This window comes from Geobacter psychrophilus (assembly GCF_056821595.1).
Genome location: NZ_JBXDTU010000004.1, coordinates 2,925,963 through 2,950,070, shown reverse-complemented (window position 1 = coordinate 2,950,070; position 24,108 = coordinate 2,925,963). Strand labels below are relative to the sequence as shown.

20 protein-coding genes and 1 tRNA gene are annotated in these 24,108 nt (G+C 56.5%); 11 read left to right on the top strand and 10 right to left on the bottom strand.

Annotation, left to right across the window (positions count from 1 at the left end; translation table 11 throughout):
• Positions 1-46: 46 nt before the first annotated feature.
• From ACOCF6_RS16120 to serS, 3 genes are all read right to left on the bottom strand, one after another.
• Positions 47-484: a DUF6538 domain-containing protein gene (locus ACOCF6_RS16120; protein WP_482461356.1), complete on the bottom strand. Its 438-nt coding sequence runs from the start codon at positions 482-484 to the stop codon at positions 47-49.
• A gap of 61 nt (positions 485-545) precedes the next feature.
• Positions 546-633: transfer RNA gene (locus ACOCF6_RS16115), tRNA-Ser, on the bottom strand.
• A 56-nt stretch (positions 634-689) separates the two neighbouring features.
• On the bottom strand, positions 690-1,964 hold the full coding sequence (gene serS / locus ACOCF6_RS16110) for a serine--tRNA ligase (protein ID WP_482461355.1): 1,275 nt from the start codon (positions 1,962-1,964) through the stop codon (positions 690-692).
• 82 nt (positions 1,965-2,046) lie between these two features.
• Here serS and ACOCF6_RS16105 point away from each other — a divergent pair, with 82 nt between their 5' ends.
• Positions 2,047-3,069: a CapA family protein gene (locus tag ACOCF6_RS16105; protein WP_482461354.1), complete on the top strand. Its 1,023-nt coding sequence runs from the start codon at positions 2,047-2,049 to the stop codon at positions 3,067-3,069.
• A gap of 1 nt (position 3,070) precedes the next feature.
• Positions 3,071-4,777, top strand: coding sequence for a B12-binding domain-containing radical SAM protein (locus ACOCF6_RS16100; RefSeq protein ID WP_482461353.1), 1,707 nt, complete (start codon positions 3,071-3,073; stop codon positions 4,775-4,777).
• A 30-nt stretch (positions 4,778-4,807) separates the two neighbouring features.
• Here ACOCF6_RS16100 and ACOCF6_RS16095 read toward each other — a convergent pair whose 3' ends face one another.
• Genes ACOCF6_RS16095 through ACOCF6_RS16085 form a run of 3 tightly spaced genes read right to left on the bottom strand, consistent with a single transcriptional unit; the run spans position 4,808 to position 7,156 of the window.
• Positions 4,808-6,049, bottom strand: coding sequence for an exo-beta-N-acetylmuramidase NamZ family protein (locus ACOCF6_RS16095; protein ID WP_482461352.1), 1,242 nt, complete (start codon positions 6,047-6,049; stop codon positions 4,808-4,810).
• On the bottom strand, positions 6,030-6,257 hold the full coding sequence (locus ACOCF6_RS16090) for a DUF4911 domain-containing protein (RefSeq protein WP_482461351.1): 228 nt from the start codon (positions 6,255-6,257) through the stop codon (positions 6,030-6,032). The genes ACOCF6_RS16095 and ACOCF6_RS16090 overlap by 20 nt, the downstream gene beginning before the upstream one ends.
• On the bottom strand, positions 6,254-7,156 hold the full coding sequence (locus ACOCF6_RS16085) for a 4-deoxy-4-formamido-L-arabinose-phosphoundecaprenol deformylase (RefSeq protein ID WP_482461350.1): 903 nt from the start codon (positions 7,154-7,156) through the stop codon (positions 6,254-6,256). The genes ACOCF6_RS16090 and ACOCF6_RS16085 overlap by 4 nt, the downstream gene beginning before the upstream one ends.
• A gap of 242 nt (positions 7,157-7,398) precedes the next feature.
• Between ACOCF6_RS16085 and ACOCF6_RS16080 the strand changes: the two genes are divergently transcribed.
• The 9 genes from ACOCF6_RS16080 (at position 7,399) to ACOCF6_RS16040 (ending at position 20,765) form a co-directional block, all read left to right on the top strand.
• Positions 7,399-9,381, top strand: a complete 1,983-nt coding sequence (locus ACOCF6_RS16080; RefSeq protein WP_482461349.1) for an APC family permease — start codon at positions 7,399-7,401, stop codon at positions 9,379-9,381.
• A 229-nt stretch (positions 9,382-9,610) separates the two neighbouring features.
• Positions 9,611-9,844, top strand: a complete 234-nt coding sequence (locus ACOCF6_RS16075; RefSeq protein WP_482461348.1) for a hypothetical protein — start codon at positions 9,611-9,613, stop codon at positions 9,842-9,844.
• Positions 9,841-11,625: a potassium-transporting ATPase subunit KdpA gene (gene kdpA / locus ACOCF6_RS16070; protein WP_482461347.1), complete on the top strand. Its 1,785-nt coding sequence runs from the start codon at positions 9,841-9,843 to the stop codon at positions 11,623-11,625. The genes ACOCF6_RS16075 and kdpA overlap by 4 nt, the downstream gene beginning before the upstream one ends.
• 4 nt (positions 11,626-11,629) lie before the next feature.
• Positions 11,630-13,696 carry a potassium-transporting ATPase subunit KdpB gene (gene kdpB / locus ACOCF6_RS16065; protein WP_482461346.1) on the top strand — a complete coding sequence of 689 codons (2,067 nt, stop codon included), beginning with the start codon at positions 11,630-11,632 and terminating at the stop codon, positions 13,694-13,696.
• Between the two features lie 136 nt (positions 13,697-13,832).
• Complete coding sequence (gene kdpC, locus ACOCF6_RS16060; RefSeq protein ID WP_482461345.1) at positions 13,833-14,402, top strand: potassium-transporting ATPase subunit KdpC; 570 nt, start codon at positions 13,833-13,835, stop codon at positions 14,400-14,402.
• Positions 14,399-17,113: a DUF4118 domain-containing protein gene (locus tag ACOCF6_RS16055; RefSeq protein ID WP_482461344.1), complete on the top strand. Its 2,715-nt coding sequence runs from the start codon at positions 14,399-14,401 to the stop codon at positions 17,111-17,113. Before kdpC ends, ACOCF6_RS16055 begins: the two co-directional genes overlap by 4 nt.
• 46 nt (positions 17,114-17,159) lie before the next feature.
• Positions 17,160-17,867, top strand: coding sequence for a response regulator (locus ACOCF6_RS16050; RefSeq protein WP_482461343.1), 708 nt, complete (start codon positions 17,160-17,162; stop codon positions 17,865-17,867).
• A gap of 64 nt (positions 17,868-17,931) precedes the next feature.
• The gene (locus ACOCF6_RS16045; protein ID WP_482461342.1) at positions 17,932-19,749 is read left to right on the top strand and encodes a KUP/HAK/KT family potassium transporter; all 1,818 of its coding nucleotides are present in this window, start codon (positions 17,932-17,934) and stop codon (positions 19,747-19,749) included.
• A gap of 2 nt (positions 19,750-19,751) precedes the next feature.
• On the top strand, positions 19,752-20,765 hold the full coding sequence (locus ACOCF6_RS16040) for a sodium:calcium antiporter (protein ID WP_482461341.1): 1,014 nt from the start codon (positions 19,752-19,754) through the stop codon (positions 20,763-20,765).
• 108 nt (positions 20,766-20,873) lie between these two features.
• On the opposite strand, the gene ACOCF6_RS16035 is transcribed toward ACOCF6_RS16040, so the two are convergent.
• The 4 genes from ACOCF6_RS16035 to ACOCF6_RS16020 form a co-directional block, all read right to left on the bottom strand.
• Complete coding sequence (locus ACOCF6_RS16035; protein ID WP_482461340.1) at positions 20,874-21,083, bottom strand: hypothetical protein; 210 nt, start codon at positions 21,081-21,083, stop codon at positions 20,874-20,876.
• Between the two features lie 106 nt (positions 21,084-21,189).
• The gene (locus tag ACOCF6_RS16030) at positions 21,190-21,525 is read right to left on the bottom strand and encodes a hypothetical protein (protein ID WP_482461339.1); all 336 of its coding nucleotides are present in this window, start codon (positions 21,523-21,525) and stop codon (positions 21,190-21,192) included.
• Between the two features lie 266 nt (positions 21,526-21,791).
• Entirely contained in the window at positions 21,792-22,283 is a 492-nt protein-coding gene (locus ACOCF6_RS16025; RefSeq protein WP_482461338.1) for a chemotaxis protein CheW, read from the bottom strand.
• 72 nt (positions 22,284-22,355) lie between these two features.
• The gene (locus ACOCF6_RS16020) at positions 22,356-24,092 is read right to left on the bottom strand and encodes a methyl-accepting chemotaxis protein (RefSeq protein WP_482461337.1); all 1,737 of its coding nucleotides are present in this window, start codon (positions 24,090-24,092) and stop codon (positions 22,356-22,358) included.
• Between the last annotated feature and the right edge of the window lie 16 nt (positions 24,093-24,108).

Genomic DNA, 24,108 nt, shown 5'->3' with positions numbered 1-24,108 from the left:
GAGAGTATGGAGGAAGGTGCTGAGGTGGGTCAATTTTGGACGCCGATTATCCCCCTAAGTGGGTCAATATTGCATGCCGATTCACATCCACTATCAGCTTAAGACACCCCATGACCTCCAGCTTGGTCTTATACGTCCATTTGGACTCATTACCTTCAACGTAATCACCTACAAGCCCAGATAACAGTTTTCCTCTGGTCTTTGGTGCTTTAGATGGTTGTAATTCGACTACAAGACCTTGAATAACATCATTAGGCAACATACCACTACGGATCATGCAGAAAGTCTGCTGTAGCTTGTATTCCATGCTGATAGCCAATACTTTTGCGATTTTTGAGTCTTTTGTCTTAAGGGATTGTTTTATTTCTGATGAAATGAAGAGGTGACGCAGGTCAGCAGGGATATCTGCTCTGTAATAATAGATGTCATTACGAACAAATACATGATGTAAAAATGACAATAGCCCTTGCTTAGGAGGTCTCATAAAAGGTCTCACTTTAAGCAAGGGCTATAAAATCAGTAGTTATTTCAACTACTTTATAAGTTGGCGGAGAAGGTGAGATTCGAACTCACGGAGGTGTTACCCTCGGCGGTTTTCAAGACCGCTGCCTTAAACCACTCGGCCACCTCTCCAAATCGGTTTATTTCTATAGCACACTCATTTCAGAATTTCAAAGACAAAGACACCATCACTGCCTGATAATTTTTTCCAGGCCACCCATGTAGGGACGCAGCGCTTCCGGAATAACTACCGATCCGTCCTCCTGCTGGCCATTTTCCAGGATCGCAACCAGCGTGCGTCCGACCGCCAGGCCGGAACCGTTGATGGTGTGGACAAATTCCGGCTTGGACTTTTCCTCTTCGCGGAAGCGGATGCTTGCCCGCCGGGCCTGGAAATCGCCAAACGTGCTGCAGGATGATATCTCACGATAGCAGCTCTGTCCCGGCAACCAGACCTCGATATCATAGGTCTTGGCCGAAGAAAAGCCGATGTCGCCGCTGCACAGCGCCATGACACGATAGGGCAGCCCCAGCAGCTGCAGTACTTTCTCGGCATTCAATGTGAGTTTTTCCAACTCTGCAGACGATTCTGAGGGATGGGTAAACTTGACCATCTCCACCTTGTTGAACTGGTGCTGGCGGATCAGGCCGCGGGTATCCTTGCCATAGGAGCCGGCCTCGCTGCGGAAACAGGGGGTGTAGGCCGTATAGCAGATGGGCAGGTCGCTCTTCTTGAGGATCTCACCACGATGGATATTGGTGACCGGAACCTCGGCGGTCGGGATCAGATAAAAATCCGTATCCTTCAGCTTGAACAGATCCTCTTCAAACTTGGGCAGTTGCCCGGTGCCGGTCATGCTTTCGCTGTTGACGATGAAGGGGGGCAGCACCTCCATATAACCGTGCAAACCGGTGTGCAGGTCGAGCATGAAATTGATCAGCGCCCGCTCAAGCCGGGCCCCGGCTCCGCGGTAGAGGGTAAATCGGGCACCGGTCAGCTTGGCGCCGCATTCAAAATCCAGAATGCCCAGCTCCTCGCCGATCTCCCAGTGGGGCTTGGGTGCGAAGCTGTAACTACCGGGTTCACCCCAGGTCCTGACCAGGACATTATCCGATTCCGACGTACCCAGGGGGGTTGTTGGGTCGGGCAGATTCGGCACCGTCAGCAGGAAGGTGTGCAGCTTCTCTTCCAGCAGTTTGAGTTCCTCATCCTGCTCCTTGATCTTTTGCGAGACAGCCCGCATTTCCAGGATCTGGTCCTGAACCTGACTCTTGTCCTTGACACGCCCGATCTCGTCTGAAACCCGATTGCGCTCGGCCTTCAACTTCTCGTTCTCGAACAACAGTTTTCTGCGTTCCTCATCCAGCTCACGGAACCCTTCCAAATAGGAAGCCCCGCCACGGGTACGCAGACGGCGCTCGGCCTCTTCCAGGTTCTCACGGATAAATTTCGTATCAAGCATCTTTAAACACCTTTATTTATTATGGGTAAGCGTGTATTTATTAGCACCGGAGTCACCCTCCCGTCAATTCAAAAGAGCCCAAATGCACCTGAGAGCAGTCGCAATCATACTCACCTTCGCACTCACCTGCCTGCCGCTGACCGTACAGGCCGGGGAGATCATTATCAATGCCGTTGGTGATGTCATGCTGGCCGGCCGCTGGGCGGCTTCCATTCGCAACAGCGGCTATGATTTCCCGTTTCGGGGGCTTGCTTCGGAATTGAAAGCCGCCGACATCACCATCGCCAACCTGGAGTCACCAATTGCACGCAGCGGCCAGGAGTTTATTGGCAAAAAATTCCGCTTCCTGGCCGAACCGGAGCTGGCCGGAGCGCTCAGGCATGCCGGCATCAACCTGGTGACCCTTGCCAACAACCATAGTATGGATTTTGGCGGACAGGCCCTGGCCGATACGATGGAACACCTGAAGAATGCCGGCATCGCCTGGATCGGCGCCGGAGAGAATCTTGCCGAGGCCCGCAAGATAGCGCTCTATACGATCAAAGGCAAAAGGATTGCATTTCTGGGATACTCGCTGACCCAGCCGGCGGAATTCTTTGCCGGCAAACACCGTCCCGGCACAGCCCCCGGTTACAAAGAATACTTCGTCGAGGACATCCTGCGGGCACGACAGCAGGCCGATTACGTCATCGTCAGCTTCCACTGGGGCACGGAGGGCAGGAGTGACATCCAGCCATACCAGCGAACGATAGCCCACACGGCCATCGATGCCGGCGCGGATGTGATCATCGGCCACCATCCCCATGTACTGCGGGGTATCGAGAAGTACAAAGCAGGCATAATCTTTTACAGCCTGGGCAACTTCACCTTTGCCAGCAAGGGTACATCCGCGGATGCCGGCGCCCTGGTACGGCTGAGATTCAGCGAAGGGCAGCGTGAGGCCGAACTGCTGCCGCTGGAAATCAACCACCGTCGGGTCGGATTCCAGCCGCAGCCTGCATCCGGCAAGCGGGCCGCGGAGATCATCGATCAACTGAACAGTCTTTCGAGCCCGCTGAAAACACACATACAGATGCGTGACAACCGCTATATGGTACAGTTCTGACATGAAAATCCTGCTGACAACTCTGCATGCCAAATACTCCCACGCCTCCCTGGCACTGCCCTGCCTGGCGTCGTGCTGCCGCGACCTGCCGGGAGTTTCGGTCACCATCCGCGAGTACACCGTCAACGAACCGCGCGAACATCTGCTGCGCCAGATCATGACTGAGCAGGCAGACCTGGTGGCCTTCTCCTGCTATATCTGGAATGTGGAAAAGACCTTGCGGATCGTTTCCGACATCAAAAAGATTGCCCCGGAAACACGCATTGTGCTGGGCGGCCCTGAGGTATCCTTTGGCATTTTTGAGCTGATGCACAACCATCCGGCAATTGATTTTGTCATCAAGGGCGAGGGTGAGGCCGTATTCCGCCAACTGGCAGGGACACTGGCCAGCCGTGACCCGGAATTACTTTCCGGATCCGCTTTTGAAGAGATGAGCAACCTGTTTTTCCGCGATGGCAATGATATTTCCAGCGGCCCCCACAACCGGGAATACCTGCAGCTGGACAGCATACCCTCCCCGTTCGAAGCCGGGCTGGTGGATCTGGACAAGCCGCTGACCTACGTTGAAACCTCCCGCGGCTGTCCTTTTTCCTGCGCCTTCTGCCTGTCATCCGTTGAAGGGCAGGTGCGTTCCTACTCCATGGAGCGCATCAAGAGCGATCTGCAGTTGTTGATGCAGAAGCGGGTGCCCCAGGTCAAGCTGGTCGACCGCACATTCAACTTTGATGCCCGCAGGGCTGATGAGATCTGGCGCTTCATCCTGGAGCACAACCGGGGCAGCCACTTTCACTTTGAAATCGCCGCCGACCTGTTGAGCGATGCCTCTCTTGAACTGTTGGCACGGGTGCCGGCCGGAATGTTCCGTTTTGAAATCGGTGTCCAGTCGGCATCCAGCGACACCCTGAAACAGGTCAATCGCACCGCCGATCTGGGGCGCATCTTTTATGTCATCCGCCGACTGCGGGCCGAAACCGCTGTCGAGCTGCACCTTGACCTGGTGGCCGGCCTGCCGGGCGAGGATTACGGGGCCTTCCTGACATCGCTGCAGGCCGTGGCAGATCTCCACCCCCATCAGATTCAGGTCGAACCGCTCAAGGTGCTCAAAGGGGCACCCATGCGTGAGATTGCCGCTCGAGAGGCGTATCATTTTTCTGAAACACCACCCTATATCATCCTGCGCAATCCTTGGCTGTCCTATGATGCCATCGGCCGCATCGAGACAATCGGCCGACTGCTGGACCTGTTTTACAATCACAGCGGGTTTGGCACAGCGCTGCACTTGCTGACCCGCACCGCACCTCTCTCGGCATTGCTGGATCGCATGGCCGCCAACGCCGCTGCAGTGACGCTTTCCGGGCTCTCATCCTTGCGGCTGTACGAGCTGTTTTTTCGCCTGGCAGCATCCGGTGTGGATAGCGCCGCTGACAGCCTGCTTGCCGATGCCCTGTTCTTCGATTTCTGTTGCTGCGAGATGCCGCGCCAGGGAAAACTGCCGCAGTTTATCGAGGGCCGCCAGCAGGCTTGCAGCTGGCCCGCAGTACGTGAACTGACCGCCGACCTGGACCTGCCCCCCGGCAGCCGGGTAAAGGCCTTTCGTTTTTCGTTCAGGATTGATTATCGCATCGGAACATGGCTAGAGACCCCGGTCGTGATCACATTTGTATATGCCTCAAGCACGGGGGAAGGACTAAAGATTATATCACTATAGTGACTCACCCATCCCACAGGATGGAGAGTTTCACTCGCCGTAGATCAGATAGCGCTTCCGAATCTCCATAAAGCGCCGTAACGCCACATCCCACCGTTCCAGCAGTTGCTCCGGCCTCATGGCACCTTTCGTCAGCAGCCCCCACGCCTCCCTGTCACCCACCTCGGTCGCAAAACCACCGTATGCCCGGAAACGCCCCGGGTGGACATCATGAAACGCCTGGACCATCTGCAGACCGGCCTGGACCGGATCAAGCAGTTCACGATCCAGAGCTGTGACACAGACACCGTAACAGGTCCTGCCCTTGTAGGAAAAACCGGGGGTCGTCGGAATGAAGGAACAGGCCTCGAACTGGAGTCCGGGTATCTTCCGCGCGGAAAGGTTTTTGATTACTGCGGCGGCATCGACCCAGGGCGCTCCGTACGCCAGGAAGGCTTTGGCTGTTCCGCGGCCGACCGAGAGGCTGGTGGTCTCCAGCGTTCCCGGCCCGGGGTACAGGATGGCGGCATCCAGGCTTTTCATGTTGGGAGACGGGTTGATCCATGCCAGTCCGGTCTGATCAAAATACATGGAGCGTTGCCAACCCTGCATGGGGATCACGGTCAGCTGGCAGCCGATACCGAACTCGGAGTTGAAGAGCCGGGCCAGTTCGCCAGCGGTCATGCCGTGGCGGGTGGGGATGGGATGGATCGAGGTAATGGCACCGCAGCCGTTTGTGCGCTCCGGCAGAATCGTTGTCGGGATGGCGCCCTGCACCTGCTTCCCGCCAAGCGGATTGGGACGGTCGAGGACCACAAAGGGAATGCCGGCCTCTCTGGCCGCCCGCATGGCCAGCGAGAGGGTGCCGATGTAGGTGTAGAAGCGGGTGCCGATATCCTGGATGTCAAACACCAGCACCTCAATGCCCCGCAGCATCCCGGGGGTAGGACGGCAGCTTTTCCCGTACAGGCTGTGGATCAGCAGGCCGGTCTTCGCATCCACTCCGGATGAGACCTTGTCATCGGATTCGCCCCGGATACCGTGCTCCGGGCTGAACAGGGCGACCAGCTGCACGCCCGGTGCGCGGTAAAGGATGTCGATCGTGCTGACGCCGCTTGCACTGCGGCCGGTGTGATTGGTGATCAGTCCGACCCGCTTGTTCTGCAGAATGCCGTAGTTTTGGGCGGAAAGCACGTCGATACCGGGCAGGACCGAGGCGGAACAGACGACCGCCTCGACAAGAACAAACAGAACAACAGTCGCAAAGAGTGCCTTAAAAAGATGGCGGTTCATGCCACTCCACCGCTTCCATGACAACCTGTTGCCCCAGCTCTGCCAGCAGTGCATCCATGTCCGCCTCGAACCCCTCCATAATGGCAATCCGGATGATGCCGGCCACATTGTCCACGGTGCTCATGACATTCATCCCCTCATAAGCCTCCAGGATGAACTTGAGGTAGACCATATCGCGGTGCCGGACCTTGAAATAACGGAAGATCACGGGATCACATCTCCCTGAATGGCAACATTGCCGGCACGACCGGGAATCTCACCCATGGTGATCGTACAGGCCGGCGCACCGGAAAGATTCCGTACCGCCTCCCCCAGCGTGATGCAGCGGACACCTGCCTGTTGGAAGCGCTCCAGCAGGCGGACAAAGGCCGGCCGAATGGCATTGCCCTCCAGTTCGGCATGGATCGTCAGGACATTCAGCCCTTCTTTCAGGTGGTTGCAGTAATACTCATGGATATTTTCAGGTGTGACACCGTTCTCGCCCAAGATCTCGTCGGCGGTCGGCAGGGTGGTCGGGACCTGCAGGGTTCGAAAACGACGCCCTCCCATCACCGGATAGAAGGGGGCGCTGCCGCGACCGTCGCTGGAATAGGACAGCCCCAGGGCGTCCTGCACCTCCAGTGAATCGGGAGAAACGGTCCAGCCGGGAGCCGCGGTGGTAGTGGCCCGGTGCCCGAAGATTTCATCAAACAGGGCGCTGGCCCGCCCCAGCTCCATGGCGGTCAGATGTTTGGGAAACCAGGGCAGATAGTCGTGCCACTTTACATGGTCCCAGCAGTGGATACCGACTTCATGCCCCTGCCGTTCGGTCTCCTGCAGGACATGGGGGAACGATTCGGCAATCATCGGCGCCGGCAACAGCGTACCATACAGCATGGTCTTGATGCCGTAGGCCGCCGGGGCCTTGGTGCGCAGCATCTTCCGCAGAAACCCGGGGCGGGTAAAGATGCGCCGGATGGCCTTGCCGGAATTGTCTGGTCCCATGGAGAAGTAAAAGGTGGCCTTGACGCCAAAGCGGGCCATATCGGCCAGCAGATTGGGCACGCCGTCCCGCGTCCCGGCGTAGGTATCTACATCCACCTTAAGTGCTACGATTTTTTCTATCATGGATCGGTCTCTCTGCCGGGAAATTAGGGAGATGAGTGTATCAGCTTTGTCAGCAGAGTAAAACCCAAATATGTATACACTATTACCGCCTGCCCTTCTTTATGTTTTCTTGATACCGTCAACCACCATCTTGATACTTCCTTGATACCGATAATGTTACCGTAATTTCAGGACACAATTGCATACAGGAAACCCGCTTCACCCGATCCTGGCCATGCAGGTCCGCCATGCACGGAGGCATAATGACTACGGAAACAGATTCAAACAACGGCAATTTTCTCTCAAAAATTATCCGCGCTGTCATTGGCACCCCCAAGCACCTTAAGGATCCGCACCTCTTCCACAAGTTAGCCTTGATTCCGGTCCTGGCATGGGTCGGCCTGGGGGCCGACGGCCTGTCATCATCGGCCTATGGTCCGGAGGAAGCATTCAAGGCGTTGGGAGAACATACGTATCTGGCCGTATTTCTCGGCCTGGCCACGGCGCTGACGGTCTTCATCATCTCCTATGCCTATTCGCGGATCATCGAACACTTTCCCAACGGCGGCGGTGGGTATATCGTGGCCACCCACATGCTGGGGGAAAAGGCCGGGGTGGTTTCGGGCAGCGCCCTGCTGGTGGATTATGTCATGACCATTACCATCTCGATCGCTTCCTGCTGCGATGCCGTTTTCAGTTTCATTCCCAAAGCGTACCACCCGTACAAGGTGCCGGTGGCCTGTGCCCTGACAGTGATCCTGATCATCCTCAACATCCGTGGCGTCAAGGAATCCATATCGGTCATGGTCCCGATCTTTATGACCTTCGTTGCCAGCCATATGCTGATGCTGGTTTACGGGGTTTTTACCCATACTGACAAGATCGCCCCACTGGCAAACGATGTCCAGGCCGGCTTAACTCACGACATCTCCAGTATCGGCCTCTTCGGCATTCTGCTTCTGTTCGTGCGGGCCTACTCCCTGGGCGGCGGTACCTACACCGGCATCGAGGCGGTCTCCAACGGCCTGCAGATCATGCGCGAGCCCCGCGTCCAGACCGGCAAGCGCACCATGGTCTACATGGCCACATCGCTGGCCTTCACCGCCGGGGTGCTTTTCCTGTGCTATTCCCTGGTTGGTGTCAAGCCGGTGGAGGGCAAGACCCTTAATGCCGTATTGGCCGATTCTCTCTTTGGCAGCTGGCCCATGGGGAACTGGATCTCCTTTATCACCATCTTCTCCGAGGGGGCCCTGTTACTGGTGGCGGCCCAGGCCGGCTTCGTGGACGGTCCGCGGGTCATGTCCAACATGGCCATCGATTCCTGGTTTCCGCACCGCTTCGCCGCTCTGTCCGTACGCCTGACGATGCGTAACGGTATCCTCCTGATGGGCAGCGCAGCCATTGCCCTGCTGTTCTACACGGGCGGTTCGGTATCGGCCCTGGTGGTCATGTACTCGATCAACGTCTTCATCACCTTCTCCCTGTCCCAGTTGGGCATGTCAAAATTTTTCATTCAGCGCCGGAAGGAAGACCCGCTGTGGTTCCGTCACCTGCTGGTCCATCTGGTGGGGCTGCTGCTCTGCCTGACCATTCTCGCCATCACAACCTATGAAAAGTTTGCCGAGGGGGGTTGGATGACCCTGGTGATCACATCGGTGGTGATCGGCCTCTGCTACCTGATCAAGGGGCATTATGTCAGGGTCAGGCAGGGGATGAAGGATCTGGACGAGACCCTGCTGGATGTGCCGGTATCTGCACACGGAGAGCCGCCGGCCATCGACCGCAACGCCCCCACCGCCATCCAGCTAGTCTCGGGTTACAGCGGCTTCGGAGTACACACCCTCTTCTCCATACTCTCCACCTTTCCCAAGACCTACAAGAATGTGATCTTTGTCTCGGTGGCCTTGATCGATTCCGGTTCCTTCAAGGGGGCTGAGGAGATCGAGGCATTGGAGACATCGGTGCAGGCGGGCCTGGAAAAGTATGTGGCCATGGCACGCAAGCTCGGCTTTGCCGCCGAGTATCGCACGGCGCTGGCAACCGACGTGGTGGAAAGTGCCGTGGAACTCTGCAAACATACAGCAGAGGAATTTCCCCGTTCCACGGTCTTCACCGGCCAGATCACCTTCCGCCTGGAGAAGTTCTATCATCGGCTGCTGCACAACGAGACCGCCTTTGCCATCCAGCGCCGCCTGCAGTGGGACGGCCTGACCACGGTGATCATGCCGATCAGGGTGCGGACATAACAGGAGTTTTTGCCTGTAACGAGGGGGCCGCCCGGCCCCCTTGCCATTTCTTGATACTCTCTTGACCTTTCAGACCCCCATTTTGACACCCAATTTATCTCCTCCCTGCTACCCTGTCCTTATACAAGGATAAGTACGCTGACGAAGTTGCATTCGGCAAAAAATGCCGAACGCAACTTCTATCGTACTAAAAATCATGAAGAACATCCTGATGACAGGGAGCACAGCCATGAAAGCCTATCTGTTCAATACTGACAACGGTCTTTACGCGGGTGAAACATTCGAGAATGCTGATATGCTTCAGTATGAAGAGGGCATCACACCTGTTCCACCTCCCGACTATGAACATGGCCAGATACCTGTGTTCGACCGCCGGAGCAACTCCTGGGCCGTCATCCCGGTGAACATAGCTCGCCAGCTGCTCAATGTCAGCACGTCAGACACCACGGAGAAAACATCATGAACATCTACGAATGGCTGCAAACAATCCTCTTTTTCGTCGTACTGCTGGCCCTGGTCAAGCCGCTGGGCTCCTTCATGGCCAAGGTCTTCCAGGGGGAGCGGACCTTCCTGTCGCCCGTCCTGGGCCCCTGCGAAAGGTTGATCTACCGCATCAGCGGTGTGAAGCCGGAAGAGGAGATGGGGTGGAAACGCTACGCCGGTTCCGTGCTGCTCTTCAACCTGGCACTGTTTGTGTCGCTCTTCATCTTGCTGATGACACAGCACCTGCTGCCGCTGAATCCGCAAAAAGTCCCGGCCTTTACCTGGCAACTGGCGCTCAACACGGCGGTCAGCTTTGTGACCAACACTAACTGGCAGGCCTATGTCGGTGAGCAGGCGGCCAGCTACTTCACCCAAATGGTGGGCTTGGCCGTACACAACTTCGTCTCCGCCGCCACCGGCATAGTGATTGCGATCGCCGTGATCCGCGGCTTCGTGCGTCGCAAAACCTCCGGGCTTGGCAACTTCTGGGTCGATACAACCCGCTGTACCCTCTACATCCTGCTGCCGATCTCCATCATCTTCTCCATCGTCCTGGTCTCCCAGGGGGTGATCCAGAACGTAAGCAGCTACAAGACCGTGCCGTTGATCCAGTCCACCAACTACGACAAGTCCAAAATGGACGCAAACGGTGCACAGCTCAAGGATGCCAAGGGCAACCCGGTCACCGAGAACGTGATCGTCAAGGAGGTTTCGATCCCGATGGGACCGGTGGCCTCACAGGAGGCGATCAAGGAACTGGGCACCAACGGCGGCGGCTTCTTCAACGCCAACTCGGCTCATCCCTTTGAAAACCCCACACCGCTTTCCAACTTTATCGAGATCCTGCTGATCCTGTTGATCCCCGGCGCCTTGACCTACACCTTCGGGGTCATGGTGGGAAACACCCGCCAGGGGTGGATGCTGCTGGGTGTGATGCTCTTTATCCTGATCGGTGCCTTCGGCGTCCTGCAATGGGCGGAGAGCAGCGGTAATCCGCTGGTGGCCAAGCTGGGCGTACAGAGTATCAACATGGAAGGGAAAGAAGTTCGCAACGGCCTGGCCGGAAGCAACCTCTTCACCGTGGCCACCACCGGCACCTCCTGCGGTGCGGTCAATACCATGCACGACTCACTCACCCCCATCGGCGGCATGATGCCCTTGAGTCTGATCCTGTTGGGCGAGATCATCTTCGGTGGGGTCGGCTCCGGTCTCTACACCATGCTGGCCTTCGCCATCATCGCGGTCTTTGTCTCAGGGCTAATGATCGGCCGCACGCCGGAATACCTGGGCAAGAAGATCGAGGTGCGCGAGATGTGGATGTCGATCCTAGCCATCCTGACCGCCGGGGTGACGGTACTGATCCTGTCTGGGCTCGCCATGATCTCGAAGTCCGCCGTGGCATCCATGGCCAATCCGGGCGCCCACGGCCTCTCCGAGGTGCTTTATGCTTTTGCCTCCATGGCCAATAACAATGGCAGTGCCTTTGCCGGCCTGAACGCCAACGTCAATTTCTACAACCTGTTTGGTTCACTGGCCATGACCCTTGGTCGTTACGTACCGGCCATCGCGGTGCTGGCCATGGCCGGCTCCCTGGCGGAGAAGAAGTACGTCCCCCCCAGCCTCGGCACCCTGCCGACCGACAAGGTTCCCTTTGCCCTCTGGCTGACACTGGTAATCCTGATCGTTGGTGCCCTGACCTTTTTTCCGGCCCTCTCCATGGGACCGATTGTTGAACATCTGACCATGCTGGGAGGTATCTAACGTCATGTCGAAACATATACAGCAACCGCAATCAGCCTTCGACGCAGCGCTTTTGAAAGGCGCCCTGTTCGACTCCCTCAAAAAGCTTGATCCACGGACCCTCTGGCGCAACCCGGTCATGCTGTGCGTCGAGATCGCCAGTGTCATCACCCTGGTGACCTTCGTTATGTCGCTGACCGGCGCCAACACGGAACCGGCCTGGTTTACCGGCGCCGTCACTGCCTGGCTCTGGTTGACAGTTATCTTCTCCACCTTTGCCGAAGCGCTGGCCGAGGGAAGGGGCAAGGCCCGTGCCGCCAGCCTCCGTTCGTCACGCACCAACGTCACCGCCAAGCTGCTCTCCAAGCCAGAGTTCAAAAGCGCTTTCACCACTGTAGGCGCCAGCCAGTTGCATAAAGGTGATCTGATCCTGGTCGAGGCAAATGAAATGATCGCTGGTGACGGTGACGTTGTTGTGGGTGCAGCCCTGGTCAACGAATCGGCGGTGACTGGCGAGTCGGCCCCGGTAATCCGCGAATCCGGTGGCGACCGCAGCGCCGTAACCGGAGGCACCACAGTCATTTCCAGCAGCATCATCGTCAGGATCACCGCCAACCCGGGTGAAACCTTCCTGGACCGGATGATCGGTCTGATCGAAGGGGCCAAACGTCGTAAGACCCCCAACGAGGTCGCCCTGGAGGTGCTGCTGATCGCCCTGACCGTGGTCTTCCTCGCGGTTTGCGCCAACATCAGTCCACTCTCGATCTACAGTGTCACAGCGGCCGGTCATGGTACGCCGGTATCATTAACAATCCTGGTGGCGCTGTTCGTCTGTCTGGCGCCGACCACCATTGCCGCACTATTGCCGGCCATCGGCATCGCCGGCATGGACCGCCTGTTCCAAAAGAACGTCATCGCCCTCTCAGGCCGTGCCATCGAGGCCGCCGGTGACGTCAACGTGCTGCTGCTGGACAAGACCGGCACCATTACCTACGGCAACCGTGAGGCGGTGGCCTTTGTCCCGGTGGGTGGCCATAGCGAGCAGGAGCTGGCCGAGGCGGCCCTGATGGCGTCGCTGTCCGACGATACCCCGGAAGGTCGCAGTGTGTTGGTTTTGGCAAAACAGAAGTACGGACTGACCAGGGAAACGCCCAAGGATACGGAGGTGGTGGAGTTCAGTGCCGACACGCGCCTCTCCGGCATCAACCTGCAGGGTACAAGCTACCGCAAGGGTGCCTCGGACTCGACGATTGCGTTTGTTAAAAAGAGTGGTGCTGCAACTATCCCCGCTGATCTCGCCGATGTGGTTGACAAGATCGCCCGGGGCGGGGCTACGCCGCTGGTAGTCAGCAAGGGTAGTGAGATTCTGGGGGTGATAAACCTCAAGGACATCGTCAAAACCGGCATCCAGGAGCGCTTCCTGCAACTGCGCAGCATGGGGATTAAGACCGTGATGATCACCGGCGACAACCCGCTGACTGCAGCCGCCATCGCCGCCGAGGCCCAGGTGGACGACTTCCTGGCCCAGGCCAAGCCCGAGGAGAAGCTCCGCCTGATCAAGGAGTACCAGGAACAGGGTTACATGGTGGCCATGACCGGCGACGGCACCAACGACGCCCCGGCCCTGGCTCAGGCTGACGTGGCCGTGGCCATGAACACCGGCACCCAGCCGGCCCGTGAGGCGGCCAACATCATCGACCTGGACAGCAACCCGACCAAGCTGCTGGATATCGTGGAGGTAGGGAAGCAGATCCTGATGACCCGCGGCAACCTGACCACCTTCAGTATCTCCAATGACGTGGCCAAGTATTTTGCCATTATTCCGGCCATGTTGCTCTCCATCTACCCGCAACTGGGAGTGCTGAACGTAATGCATCTGGCCACACCGATGAGCGCGATCCTGTCGGCGGTTATCTTTAACGCCATCATCATCCCGATGCTGGTGCCGCTGGCCCTGAAAGGAACCAAGTTCCGCCCCATGCCGGCCGAAAAACTGCTGATCCATAACCTGCTGATCTATGGGGTGGGCGGGATTATCGCTCCGTTTGTGGGGATCAAGGTCATTGATATGGTGATCGGGTTGGTGGTGTAAAAAAAGTCCCCCCTCCCCATGCGGGAGGGGGTTAGGGGGTGGGAGATGTTGCAAGCTAATCGCTCTTGCCAGCTTCACCCCCACCCTAACCCTCCCCCGTCAAGTGGGAGGGAATGACACAAAAGGAGACAAAACAATGAAAGACATAAAACCGGCCATCCTGCTCTTCATAATCTTCACCATCATCTGCGGCGGCATCTACCCAGCCGTGGTCACCGGCATCGCCTATGCCGTATTCCCTAAACAGGCCAAGGGGAGCTTCATAACCGACAAGAGCGGCAAGGAGATTGGTTCGACCCTGATCGGCCAGCCCTTTGCAGACCCTAAATACTTCTGGCCGCGCCCCTCCGCATCTACCGACTTTGGCTACAACTCGATGGCCTCGGGTGGTTCCAATTCAGGCCCCACCAACCCCGATTACCTGAAGACGGTGGGTGACCGGGTCAAGGCGCTCCGCGATACGGGAGTCACCGGTACAATCCCGGCCGACCTGGCGCAGGCCTCGGCCAGCGGGCTCGACCCGCACATCACGCCAGAGTCGGCTAGGCTTCAGGTGGCGCGGGTGGCCAAGGCGCGCGGCGTATCCGAAGACATGCTGGTAAAGGCTGTTGCCCAGGCAACCGAAGGGCGCCAGTTGGGCTTTTTGGGAGAACCGCGGGTGAATGTGCTTGTGTTGAATCTGGAAATTGATAAACTGCACCAATGACCAACAACAGCGACGACATACGCCCATCCCCGGAGGCGATGCTCAAGCTAGCCCAGGCCGAAGAGGTTACCGCCGAACTGGGCAAGCTGAAAATTTTCCTCGGTTATGCCGCCGGTGTTGGCAAGACCTACGCCATGCTGGAGGCGGCCCGCAAACGCAAGGTCGATGGCCGCGATGTGGTGGTCGGTTATGTCGAATCACACGGCCGCGCCGAAACCGACTACCTGCTGGAGGGGCTGGAGGTTGTGCCGCGCAAGGAAATCAACTACCAGGGAGTCATGCTCCCGGAGATGGACATCGATGCCATCCTGGCCCGTAGGCCGCAGATCGTGCTGGTGGACGAACTGGCCCACAGCAATGCCCCCGGATCGCGGCACGAGAAGCGCTGGCTGGATGTGGAAGAGATCCTGGAAGCCGGGATCGATGTCTATACCACGGTCAACATCCAGCACTTCGCGAGCCTTAACGATGTGGTGGCCCAGATCACCGGCATCATCGTGCGCGAGACCGTGCCGGACCGCCTGCTGGACCTGGCCTTCGAGATCAAACTGATCGACATTCCCCCTGAAGACCTGCTGCAGCGCCTGCACGAAGGGAAAATCTATATCGCCGATCAGGCTGCCAAAGCCATCGAGAAGTTCTTCCGTCCCGGCAACCTGATGGCCTTGCGAGAGCTGTCGCTGCGCCGGACCGCCGCCCGGGTGGACGACCAGATGCGCGCCTACATGGAGACCCAGTCCATTGCCGGGCCATGGCCGACGGCGGAACGGCTGCTGGTCTGCGTCAGCGGCAGCCCCTACAGTGAAAAACTGATCCGTGCCACCTGTCGTCTGGCCGAGGAGTTGAAGGGGCAATGGTTTACGGTCTACATCGAAACTCCGACAGACAGTCGTCATGTTCGGGAGAACCGGGAGCATATCTGGCGCGACCTGCGTCTGGCGGAGAGCCTGGGAGGCCTGGTTGCGTCCGTCACTGCAACCGATATAACCGACGCGGTTATGGAATACGCCACACGACACAATATCACCAAGATCGTGATGGGTAAACCAACCAGGCGCAACTGGCGCAAAATCCTGCAAACACCGATCGTGGACCGCATCATCCGCAGAAGCGGGGCCATAGATGTTGTTATCGTCAGTTTCGAACCGGATACGTCCGCTGGGGCCGCTACCGTACACAAGCGCCGCACTCCATTTGAACTGCGTGGGTATGCGGCCAGCCTTGCACTTGTTTTAGCCGCAACAGTATTGTGTGAACTGCTGCGCCCCTTTCTGGCACCAACCAACATGGTCATGTTCTACCTGCTGGCTGTAGTGATAGCTGCGGTGCGACTCAGCCGCAAGGCGGCCATCGCCACCTCCTGCCTCGGCGTACTGGCTTTCGATTTTTTCTTTATTCCCCCGCGCATGACGTTTGCCGTGGCAGACACCCAGTATCTGATGACCTTTGTGGGACTGTTCGTGGTTGGAGTCGTGATCAGTACCTTGGTAGCCCGTTCAAAGGAGCGAGCCGAGGTGATGCGAACCCGCGAGGTGCAGACCGCCAGCCTGTACTACCTGAGCCGGGATCTGGCCGCTTCGGTTGATATCAGCGCCGTGCTGAAGGCGGTGCTCAGAAACGTGGAAGAGGCCTTAAACGCCCAAGTGGTAATCCTCCTGCCGGAAGGGGAACGGCTCGATATCCAGGCGACCAGCGAGGGGCTGGTGCTGGACGTCAAGGAACAAGCCGTGGCCGACTGGGCCTTCCGCAACAACCATCCGGCCGGGCGCGCCACGGATACACTCGTATCCGCCGCTCTGATCTATCTGCCCCTGCAGACTCCGGCCAGTGTGCTGGGGGTCATGGGAGTACACCTGGAGAGTGAGTTTGCCTATCACGCACAGGACATCCGCCGTCTGCTGGACGCCTTCGCCACCCAGGCCGCCATGGCCATGGAGCGGATCCAGTTTTCACGCCAGGCCGAGCAGGCCCAGATTCTACAGGCGCGGGAAAATCTTGAACGGGCGCTGCTCAACTCCATCTCACATGACCTGCGCTCCCCTCTGTCCACTGTCACCGGAGTCCTCACCAGCCTGAAGGAGAAAGGGGGGCATCTTGATGATCTGGCGCGCCGAGAGCTGCTGGATACCGCCTGTAGCGAGGCCGAGCGTCTGAACCGTTTCGTCGGCAATCTGCTGGACATGACCCGCATCGAGGCTGGTGCAGTCAAGCTCAACCTTGAACCCTGCGATGTTCAGGAACTGGTGGGCTGTGCCCTGGCCGTACTGGAAACACGCAGCGACACCCGCAAGGTGTCGTTCAAAATGCTGCCGGTCATGCCGCTGGTACCGATGGACCTGGTGCTGATGATTCAGGTACTGGTCAACCTGCTGGAAAACAGCCTGAAATATTCGCCGCCGGATAGTCCCATCGAGATTGTCGCGACAACGGACGCACCATGGCTGCTGCTTGAAGTTGCCGATAGGGGCCCGGGCGTTCCTGAACACGACCTGAAACGCGTGTTCGACAAATTCTATCGCATCCCGGTTCCCGAAGGAGCTGGAGGGACAGGCTTGGGACTTTCCATCTGCAAGGGAATTGTTGAAGCCCACGGTGGCAGGATCAGTGCCGAAAACCGTACAGGTGGAGGGCTGAGTATCGTAATACGCTTACCTTTAGCTAACCCTGATAAACAGGATAAGCGCGTTAACGAAGTTATTTCCTGCCAATAAACGCAGAAAATACCTTCTATCTTGCTAAAAACGGGGGAATAAGACTATGACAGCTGAACGAACTACGGACAACCTCCCCCGCATACTTGTTATCGATGATGAGCTGGCCATCCGGCGCTTTCTGCATACGGTATTGTCCAGTGAGGAATTCACTCTGAATGAGGCAGAAAACGGCCATGCAGGTCTGGCTGCCGCCGCTGCGTTTCGTCCGGACGTCATTCTGCTCGACCTGGGATTGCCGGATCTGGACGGTATCGAGGTGATCAAACGGATCCGGGAATGGTCCCAGGTGCCGATCATCGTCCTGTCGGTGCGTGACCGCGAAAATGACAAGGTGGCAGCCTTGGATGCCGGGGCTGATGACTATCTCACCAAGCCGTTCGGTGTCGGTGAACTTCTGGCCCGTATCCGGGCCAACCTGCGCCGCTCGCTGCAGGAGATTCCCGAACCGGTGTTCAACAGTTCCGACCTGCAGGTGGATCTGGGCAGCCGGCGAGTGATGGTGGCTGGCATAGAAATCTCGTTAACACCGACCGAATATGACATTCTGCGGCTGCTGGTTGTCCACGCCGGCAAGGTCCTGACCCACAGTCAGATCCTGAAGCAGGTCTGGGGCATGGCCTACCTGGAGCAGCCTCATGTGCTGCGGGTCAATATCAGTAATCTGCGGCGCAAGCTGGAAATCGACCCTTCCCGGCCGCAGCATATCATCACTGAGCCTGGGGTGGGTTACCGACTCAAGCTGCCAACCTAGAAAGTAATTGAGATCATTAGCCTGCGGGTGTATAAAAGATTCTTTTATCTCCGGAGGCAAACAAATGAAGCATGGCGAGACCGACTCCTTCTGGGGCGGCATCATAAAATCAATGGGGCTGGTTTTCGGTGACATCGGCACGAGCCCGATCTATACCCTGACCGTTATTATCGCCCTGACTAAACCTACTCAGGAAAACGTTTTCGGCATCATCTCATTAATCGTCTGGACCTTGATGATCCTGGTCAATATTGAATACGCCCTGCTGGCCATGAGCCTGAGTCGCAAAGGAGAAGGCGGCACCATCGTTCTGCGCGAAATCCTGGTTCGTATGATCAAGCCGGGGCGCCAAATGGTCTTCATCACATTCCTTTCCTATCTTGGAGTGGCATTGCTGCTGGGAGACGGCGTCATCACCCCTGCCATCAGTATACTATCGGCTGTGGAAGGTGCCCTGCTGATTCCCTCCCTGAGTGGTCTCAGCCAGTCAATGCTGATTCTGATCGCCGCCATCATCGCAGTATTTCTGTTCATCTTCCAGTTCAAGGGCACCGACAAGGTCGCCAATGCCTTCGGGCCGATCATGGTGGTCTGGTTCTCCGCCTTGACCATTTCAGGCGTTATTGCCCTGTTCTCGTTCCCCGGCATCCTTGCTGCCATCAGCCCTCACTATGCCATCGGATTTCTGGCAAAAAACGGCATGGCCGGATTTTTCATCCTGTCCGAAGTCATCCTCTGCGCAACCGGGGGGGAAGCGCTATACGCTGACATGGGACATCTCGGGCGCAAACCGGTCAAGCGTGCCTGGTACATAGTTTTTGTAGCCCTGGTGATCAACTACCTGGGACAGGGAGCCTTCATACTGACCCACCCGGATGCTAAAAACATCCTGTTCGGCATGGTGCAGTCCCAGTCAGCGATGCTCTATATCCCGTTTCTTGTGTTAACAATCATGGCCACGGTGATCGCCTCACAAGCTTTGATAAGCGGTGTTTTCTCGATCGTGTACCAGGGTATCACCACCCGCATCCTGCCATTGCTGAAAGTTGATTACACTTCACACCAGCTTAAATCTCAGATCTATATCGGCGCCGTCAACTGGATTCTGTTAGCGTTGGTCATCATGATCATGGTGATCTTCAAGAAATCAGAAAACCTGGCAGCGGCCTATGGTCTGGCGGTGACCGGCACCATGACGATTACCGGCATCATGATGGTCATGATTTTTTCCAGAACCCAGAAGAAATGGAAGGTGCCGGTAGCACTTCTGGTTACGGTTGTCGACTTCATCTTCCTGTTCTCAAACTTGAATAAACTGCCCCATGGCGGCTATTGGTCACTGATCCTGGCTTCGATCCCGCTGGCAGCCATCCTGATCTGGACCAAGGGACAGCGGGCTCTGTACCTCGCCCTCAAACCGCTCGACCTCGAAACCTATCTGATGAGCTATGAGCAGATCTACAAAAAGGGACACATCTCCGGCACCGGGCTGTTCTTTGTCAAAGAATGGAACACTATCCCCCCCTACCTGGTACACTGCACCATCCGGTCAAACATTATTTACGAGCGCAACGTGCTGATTTCCATCATCCGTACAGATGAACCTTATGGACAGGAAAGCAAGCTGACCAGCGACCTGGGTACCGGTTTGGATGCATTTGAAGTCAGAGCAGGGTACATGGAGTTGTTTGACATCGAACAACTGCTGAGAGCTAACGGCATCGTGGAGAAGGTTATATTTTACGGCATTGAGGACATCTCCACCGGCAATCCATTCTGGAAGGTCTTCTCAACCCTCAAGAAGTTGACCCCAAACTTCGTGCAGTTTTACAAAATTCCGGCCGCCAAACTGCAGGGCGTCGTAACCAGGGTGGAGATGTAATCATGATGAACTGGTTGTTATTATTACTTGCCCTGGGGATTATCCTGCTGGGAGCTACGGTCTTTACCAACGGCCTGGAGTGGTTCGGCAAGAAGATGAATCTGTCCGATGGAGCGGTTGGAAGTGTCTTTGCCGCAGTCGGCACCGCCTTGCCGGAAACCCTGGTGCCAATCGTGGCCATCATGTTCGGCACTCCCGAAGCGGGACACAAGATCGGTGTCGGCGCCATCATCGGCGCGCCCTTCATGCTGGGGACACTGGCCTTTTTCATCAGTGGTCTGGCGGTGATCTGGAACAAGAAGAAACGGGACGACTACCCGGTCATGCGGGTGGATACGATCGTCATGCGGCGCGACATGGAGTATTTCCTGATCCTGTATGCCGTGGCGATTACCGCCTCGTTTCTGGGCGGACACCCGGTGATCAAAACCTTCATCGCCCTGTCTCTGGTTCTGACCTACGGCGGGTATGTACTTCAAACTCTCCGCTGTGAGGGAGATACATGCCATGAGGTTGAAGAGTCGGATCTAGAACCCTGCTACTTCGCCCCCAAATCCCATGACCCACATATGTATATCATCGGTATACAGGTACTGAGTTCCCTGCTGCTGATCGTGTGGGGATCGTATATCTTTGTGGAGAAGGTCCAGATCATTTCCGTTCAGATGGGCATATCGCCCTTTATTTTGGCCATGATCATCGCGCCGATCGCAACCGAACTGCCGGAGAAGTTCAACAGCGTGATCTGGATCAACAAGGGCAAGGACACTCTGGCAATCGGCAATGTCACCGGTGCCATGGTCTTCCAGGGCTCGATGATCACCGCCATCGGCATCCTGATGACCGACTGGCAGCTCAATACGGCGGCCCTGCTGACCGTGGCCCTGACTTTCGCCTCGGTCGGAGCGGCCTACCTGCAGATTCGGATAAAAAAGCACCTGACGCCGGGGACGTTGCTGGTAGGTGGAGCGTTTTACTTCATGTTTCTGCTGCTGATTTTTATGGGTAAAATCTGACGGCGGGATGTCGGAAGAATACGGACATGGTCATTGGGTGTGTCGGTGTGTCTTCACTGCGTACATTAATTTCAGGCAGGGAGTCATGCAAGAGAATCAAGCGGGACATTAGTTTGTTCCCCAGTTGTTGGATGCACTGCAATTAAGAGCGTCACGAACCTCCTGCCTGAAATTCAGCAGAAGTTCTTTCTCCTGGCCATAGGTAGTGTTGATCTGTTGTGTAACAACAGAGTGCAGCTTGCTCAGTTTATTTCGATCCCCCATGGAAGCCCGCAGTTCTCTTCGGAGAACCTGAATGGAAGCATTTCGAGAGTCCATAGACATACCTCACAACAATTCATTTCACCATCAAGTTGATGGGTATATCACCCCATCAACAGGTTTAATCTGCGACTCAACCTACGTATTCTGTTTGCACAGCTTTCTACGCCTCCACAACCCCCCACGTGTCGGAAAAATAGCAGTGATGAAGCTTGTTCTGGACATTTACAGCTCCCAGAATTTCATCTCCTTCCGCTTGACTCAATCCCACTTTGGGACGAACTCCCATCCAGTAGGCGGCCGTTTCGGTAGGGTTGTCTACCGGTCGCGGCACAGGCGGCCCGGGCTTGAAATGTCCTTCAATAAAGAGAGCGGCCTCGTACTGGCGGGGGTATTTGACAAGGAAAACCTCCACCAGCATTCCGTTCGACAGTGTTTTTTCAATGATTGAGCTAACAACCACGGCATCTTTCGGTACATCTACCAATGACAACGTCATAACCTGCTTACCTCCTTCAATTTGAGAAACAGTCCTGTTATGTATGTTAGTGGCGCTCGGGCGCCAAAATAAAGCCTGCATTTCTCTCTCAAAGGCAGGCTTTATTCGGTATTGCAACGATCCGGCAGCATGTCTATCACAATGAATTATCTTCCAGTAAAAGCACCTCCTTGTCAAGTACCTCGCGCACTTTTGCGACAATTAAAGAGCCCATGACTCACCATCCAGAGCCCCTACCGCCACGTTGTCACACATGATGAATAGATTTACCCTGCAAACGGCTTCTGGTTTATGCTTGCCAGGTCTCCCGAACTGAACACCTTGTCGATATCCAGTATCATGACAAAGTTGTTGTCCTGCTTGCCCATCCCCTTGATGAAGTCTGTATCAAGTTTCGTGCCGATATGGGGCGCGGCCTCAATCTGGTCCGGCTCCATCTCGTCCACCTCCTGTACCGAATCTGCCAGAGCGCCCAGTTGCACCGTTTCACCGTCCATACCTACCTCCGTGACAATGATGCAGGTGTTGACGGTCTGTTCGGTTGCCGGCATTCCAAATTTCAGGCGCAGGTCGATCACCGGTACCACGCTTCCCCGCAGGTTGATGACCCCCCGCATGAAGTCGGGGGTCTGGGGCACCTTGGTGACAGTGGTGTATTCCAGAATCTCTCTGACCTTGGCAACATCGAGGGCAAAGACTTCATCGTCGAGTTTAAAGGTCAGATACTGGGTAGTTTCCGTTATTGTCGCAACGCTCATAATGGCTCCTTTATCAGGGTGCGGGGTTATTCCCAGCTGCCCTGGCCTCCGCACCCTGTCTTCCCTTTGAGCTTAAAAAGACTCAAACTCTTCATCCATTTTGTCGGCACCTGTTTTGTCCCCCAGCTGAAGATTGACACCTCCTCCGGCGGTCTTCTTCGCTGGGGCGGACACGGCCTTGCGACCGATGTGGGCCACCTGGGCCTTGTGCTGCGGCAGGCGTACGGTGTGGGCGGTTTGCCGTGATCCGCTGCTGTCGATCCGGAAGAAGGAGATCGTGTCTTTCAACAGGTCTGCCTGGCTGGCAAGCTCCTCCGAGGTGGAGGCCATCTCTTCGGAAGCGGAGGCGTTCTGCTGGATAACCTGGTCCAGCTGCTGGACGGCCTTACTGATCTGCTCGGCGCCAGTATCCTGCTCCTTGCTGGAGGCACTGATCTCCTGCACCAGTTCTGCAGTCCGCTGGATATCCGGCACCATCTTGTTCAGCATCTCACCGGCGGTCTCGGCCACCTGCACGGAGCGCGACGAAAGGGTGCTGATCTCTCCGGCCGCGGCCTGACTTCGTTCAGCCAGCTTCCTGACCTCGGAGGCGACCACGGCGAAGCCCTTGCCGTGCTCACCGGCCCGGGCGGCCTCGATGGCGGCGTTCAGAGCCAGCAGGTTGGTCTGGCGTGCAATCTCTTCGATGATGGAGATCTTGGTGGCAATCTCCTTCATGGCTGCAACAGTCTCGGTGACAGACCGGCCCCCTTCCTTGGCGTCAGCGGCGCTCTTGATGGCGATTTTTTCGGTCTGCCCCGAGTTGTCGGCGTTCTGTTTGATACTGGAGGACATCTCTTCCATGGAGGAGGAGATCTCCTCGGCGCTGGCAGCCTGTTCGGTTGCCCCCTGGGACATCTGCTGGGCCGTAGCAGAGAGTTCCTGGCTACCGGAAGCCACGTTGTCAGTGGCCCCCATGACATCCCCCACCACCTGTTTGAGTTTTTCCACCATATTACTGAGGGCGGACATCATCTGGCCGGTCTCGTCCTTGGAATCAGAAACCACCGAGATAGTCAGATCTCCCTGGGCCAGGGCGTTGGCAACACCCAGGGCCTCGTTGATGGGACGAGTGATGCCGCGCGTTACAAAGATTCCGATCAGCAGTCCGAGGATCAGGGCTGCCACGGTCAGGATTATCATCATCTTGACCGCCAACGCCTCGTCCTCCTCGATCTTTTTGACCGTTCCTTCGACATTCTTTTCAAGAAGTTTGATGAAGTCTTTGAAAACTGCTTCCACCTGATTCCCTTCGGTCTCTGCCTTTGCTTCCAGACTTGCCGCTGCGCTCATTTTCCCCTCTTCAAGTAGTGCAAATACCTGTGCCACCGTATGCTCATAGTCTTTATATTCTTTTTCCAGAACTTTCATTTTTTCGCTTATCTCCCGGAACTCCTTCTGAGCGACGGCATCTCCGACTGTGTCCTTGAGTGCCTTGTCTATGAGAGTGTCGCCTTTTTTCAACATTACGTCGGCTTCTTTAACCGCTTTTCCAAACTCCTCTACTACTTTTTTTAACTCCGACGGCTGGTTGGTTATCCCAAGACGGATGGCCCGTTCGAACAGGACCTCCTGGTCCAACTGAACAATGCTGACTTCGTTGATCACAGCGGTTATCGGGATTTCCTGTTCTGCCAGTCCCACTACCTCGTTTCCGGCACTTTTCAGCTGCAGTATGCCGTAACCGGCCAATGCTCCCATCAGGATGATCATGATGCCGACGAGGCCAAGTATTTTGGTTCCTATCTTCATATTTTTCATGATGTTCATGGCGTTCTCCTTGTTA

Coding starts and splice junctions, on each gene's coding strand:
- ACOCF6_RS16120 (WP_482461356.1), bottom strand. CDS start 484: ATGAGACCTCCTAAGCAAGGGCTATTGTCATTTTTACATCATGTATTT.
- serS (WP_482461355.1), bottom strand. CDS start 1,964: ATGCTTGATACGAAATTTATCCGTGAGAACCTGGAAGAGGCCGAGCGC.
- ACOCF6_RS16105 (WP_482461354.1), top strand. CDS start 2,047: ATGCACCTGAGAGCAGTCGCAATCATACTCACCTTCGCACTCACCTGC.
- ACOCF6_RS16100 (WP_482461353.1), top strand. CDS start 3,071: ATGAAAATCCTGCTGACAACTCTGCATGCCAAATACTCCCACGCCTCC.
- ACOCF6_RS16095 (WP_482461352.1), bottom strand. CDS start 6,049: ATGAACCGCCATCTTTTTAAGGCACTCTTTGCGACTGTTGTTCTGTTT.
- ACOCF6_RS16085 (WP_482461350.1), bottom strand. CDS start 7,156: ATGATAGAAAAAATCGTAGCACTTAAGGTGGATGTAGATACCTACGCC.
- ACOCF6_RS16080 (WP_482461349.1), top strand. CDS start 7,399: ATGACTACGGAAACAGATTCAAACAACGGCAATTTTCTCTCAAAAATT.
- ACOCF6_RS16075 (WP_482461348.1), top strand. CDS start 9,611: ATGAAAGCCTATCTGTTCAATACTGACAACGGTCTTTACGCGGGTGAA.
- kdpA (WP_482461347.1), top strand. CDS start 9,841: ATGAACATCTACGAATGGCTGCAAACAATCCTCTTTTTCGTCGTACTG.
- kdpB (WP_482461346.1), top strand. CDS start 11,630: ATGTCGAAACATATACAGCAACCGCAATCAGCCTTCGACGCAGCGCTT.
- kdpC (WP_482461345.1), top strand. CDS start 13,833: ATGAAAGACATAAAACCGGCCATCCTGCTCTTCATAATCTTCACCATC.
- ACOCF6_RS16055 (WP_482461344.1), top strand. CDS start 14,399: ATGACCAACAACAGCGACGACATACGCCCATCCCCGGAGGCGATGCTC.
- ACOCF6_RS16050 (WP_482461343.1), top strand. CDS start 17,160: ATGACAGCTGAACGAACTACGGACAACCTCCCCCGCATACTTGTTATC.
- ACOCF6_RS16045 (WP_482461342.1), top strand. CDS start 17,932: ATGAAGCATGGCGAGACCGACTCCTTCTGGGGCGGCATCATAAAATCA.
- ACOCF6_RS16040 (WP_482461341.1), top strand. CDS start 19,752: ATGATGAACTGGTTGTTATTATTACTTGCCCTGGGGATTATCCTGCTG.
- ACOCF6_RS16035 (WP_482461340.1), bottom strand. CDS start 21,083: ATGGACTCTCGAAATGCTTCCATTCAGGTTCTCCGAAGAGAACTGCGG.
- ACOCF6_RS16030 (WP_482461339.1), bottom strand. CDS start 21,525: ATGACGTTGTCATTGGTAGATGTACCGAAAGATGCCGTGGTTGTTAGC.
- ACOCF6_RS16025 (WP_482461338.1), bottom strand. CDS start 22,283: ATGAGCGTTGCGACAATAACGGAAACTACCCAGTATCTGACCTTTAAA.
- ACOCF6_RS16020 (WP_482461337.1), bottom strand. CDS start 24,092: ATGAACATCATGAAAAATATGAAGATAGGAACCAAAATACTTGGCCTC.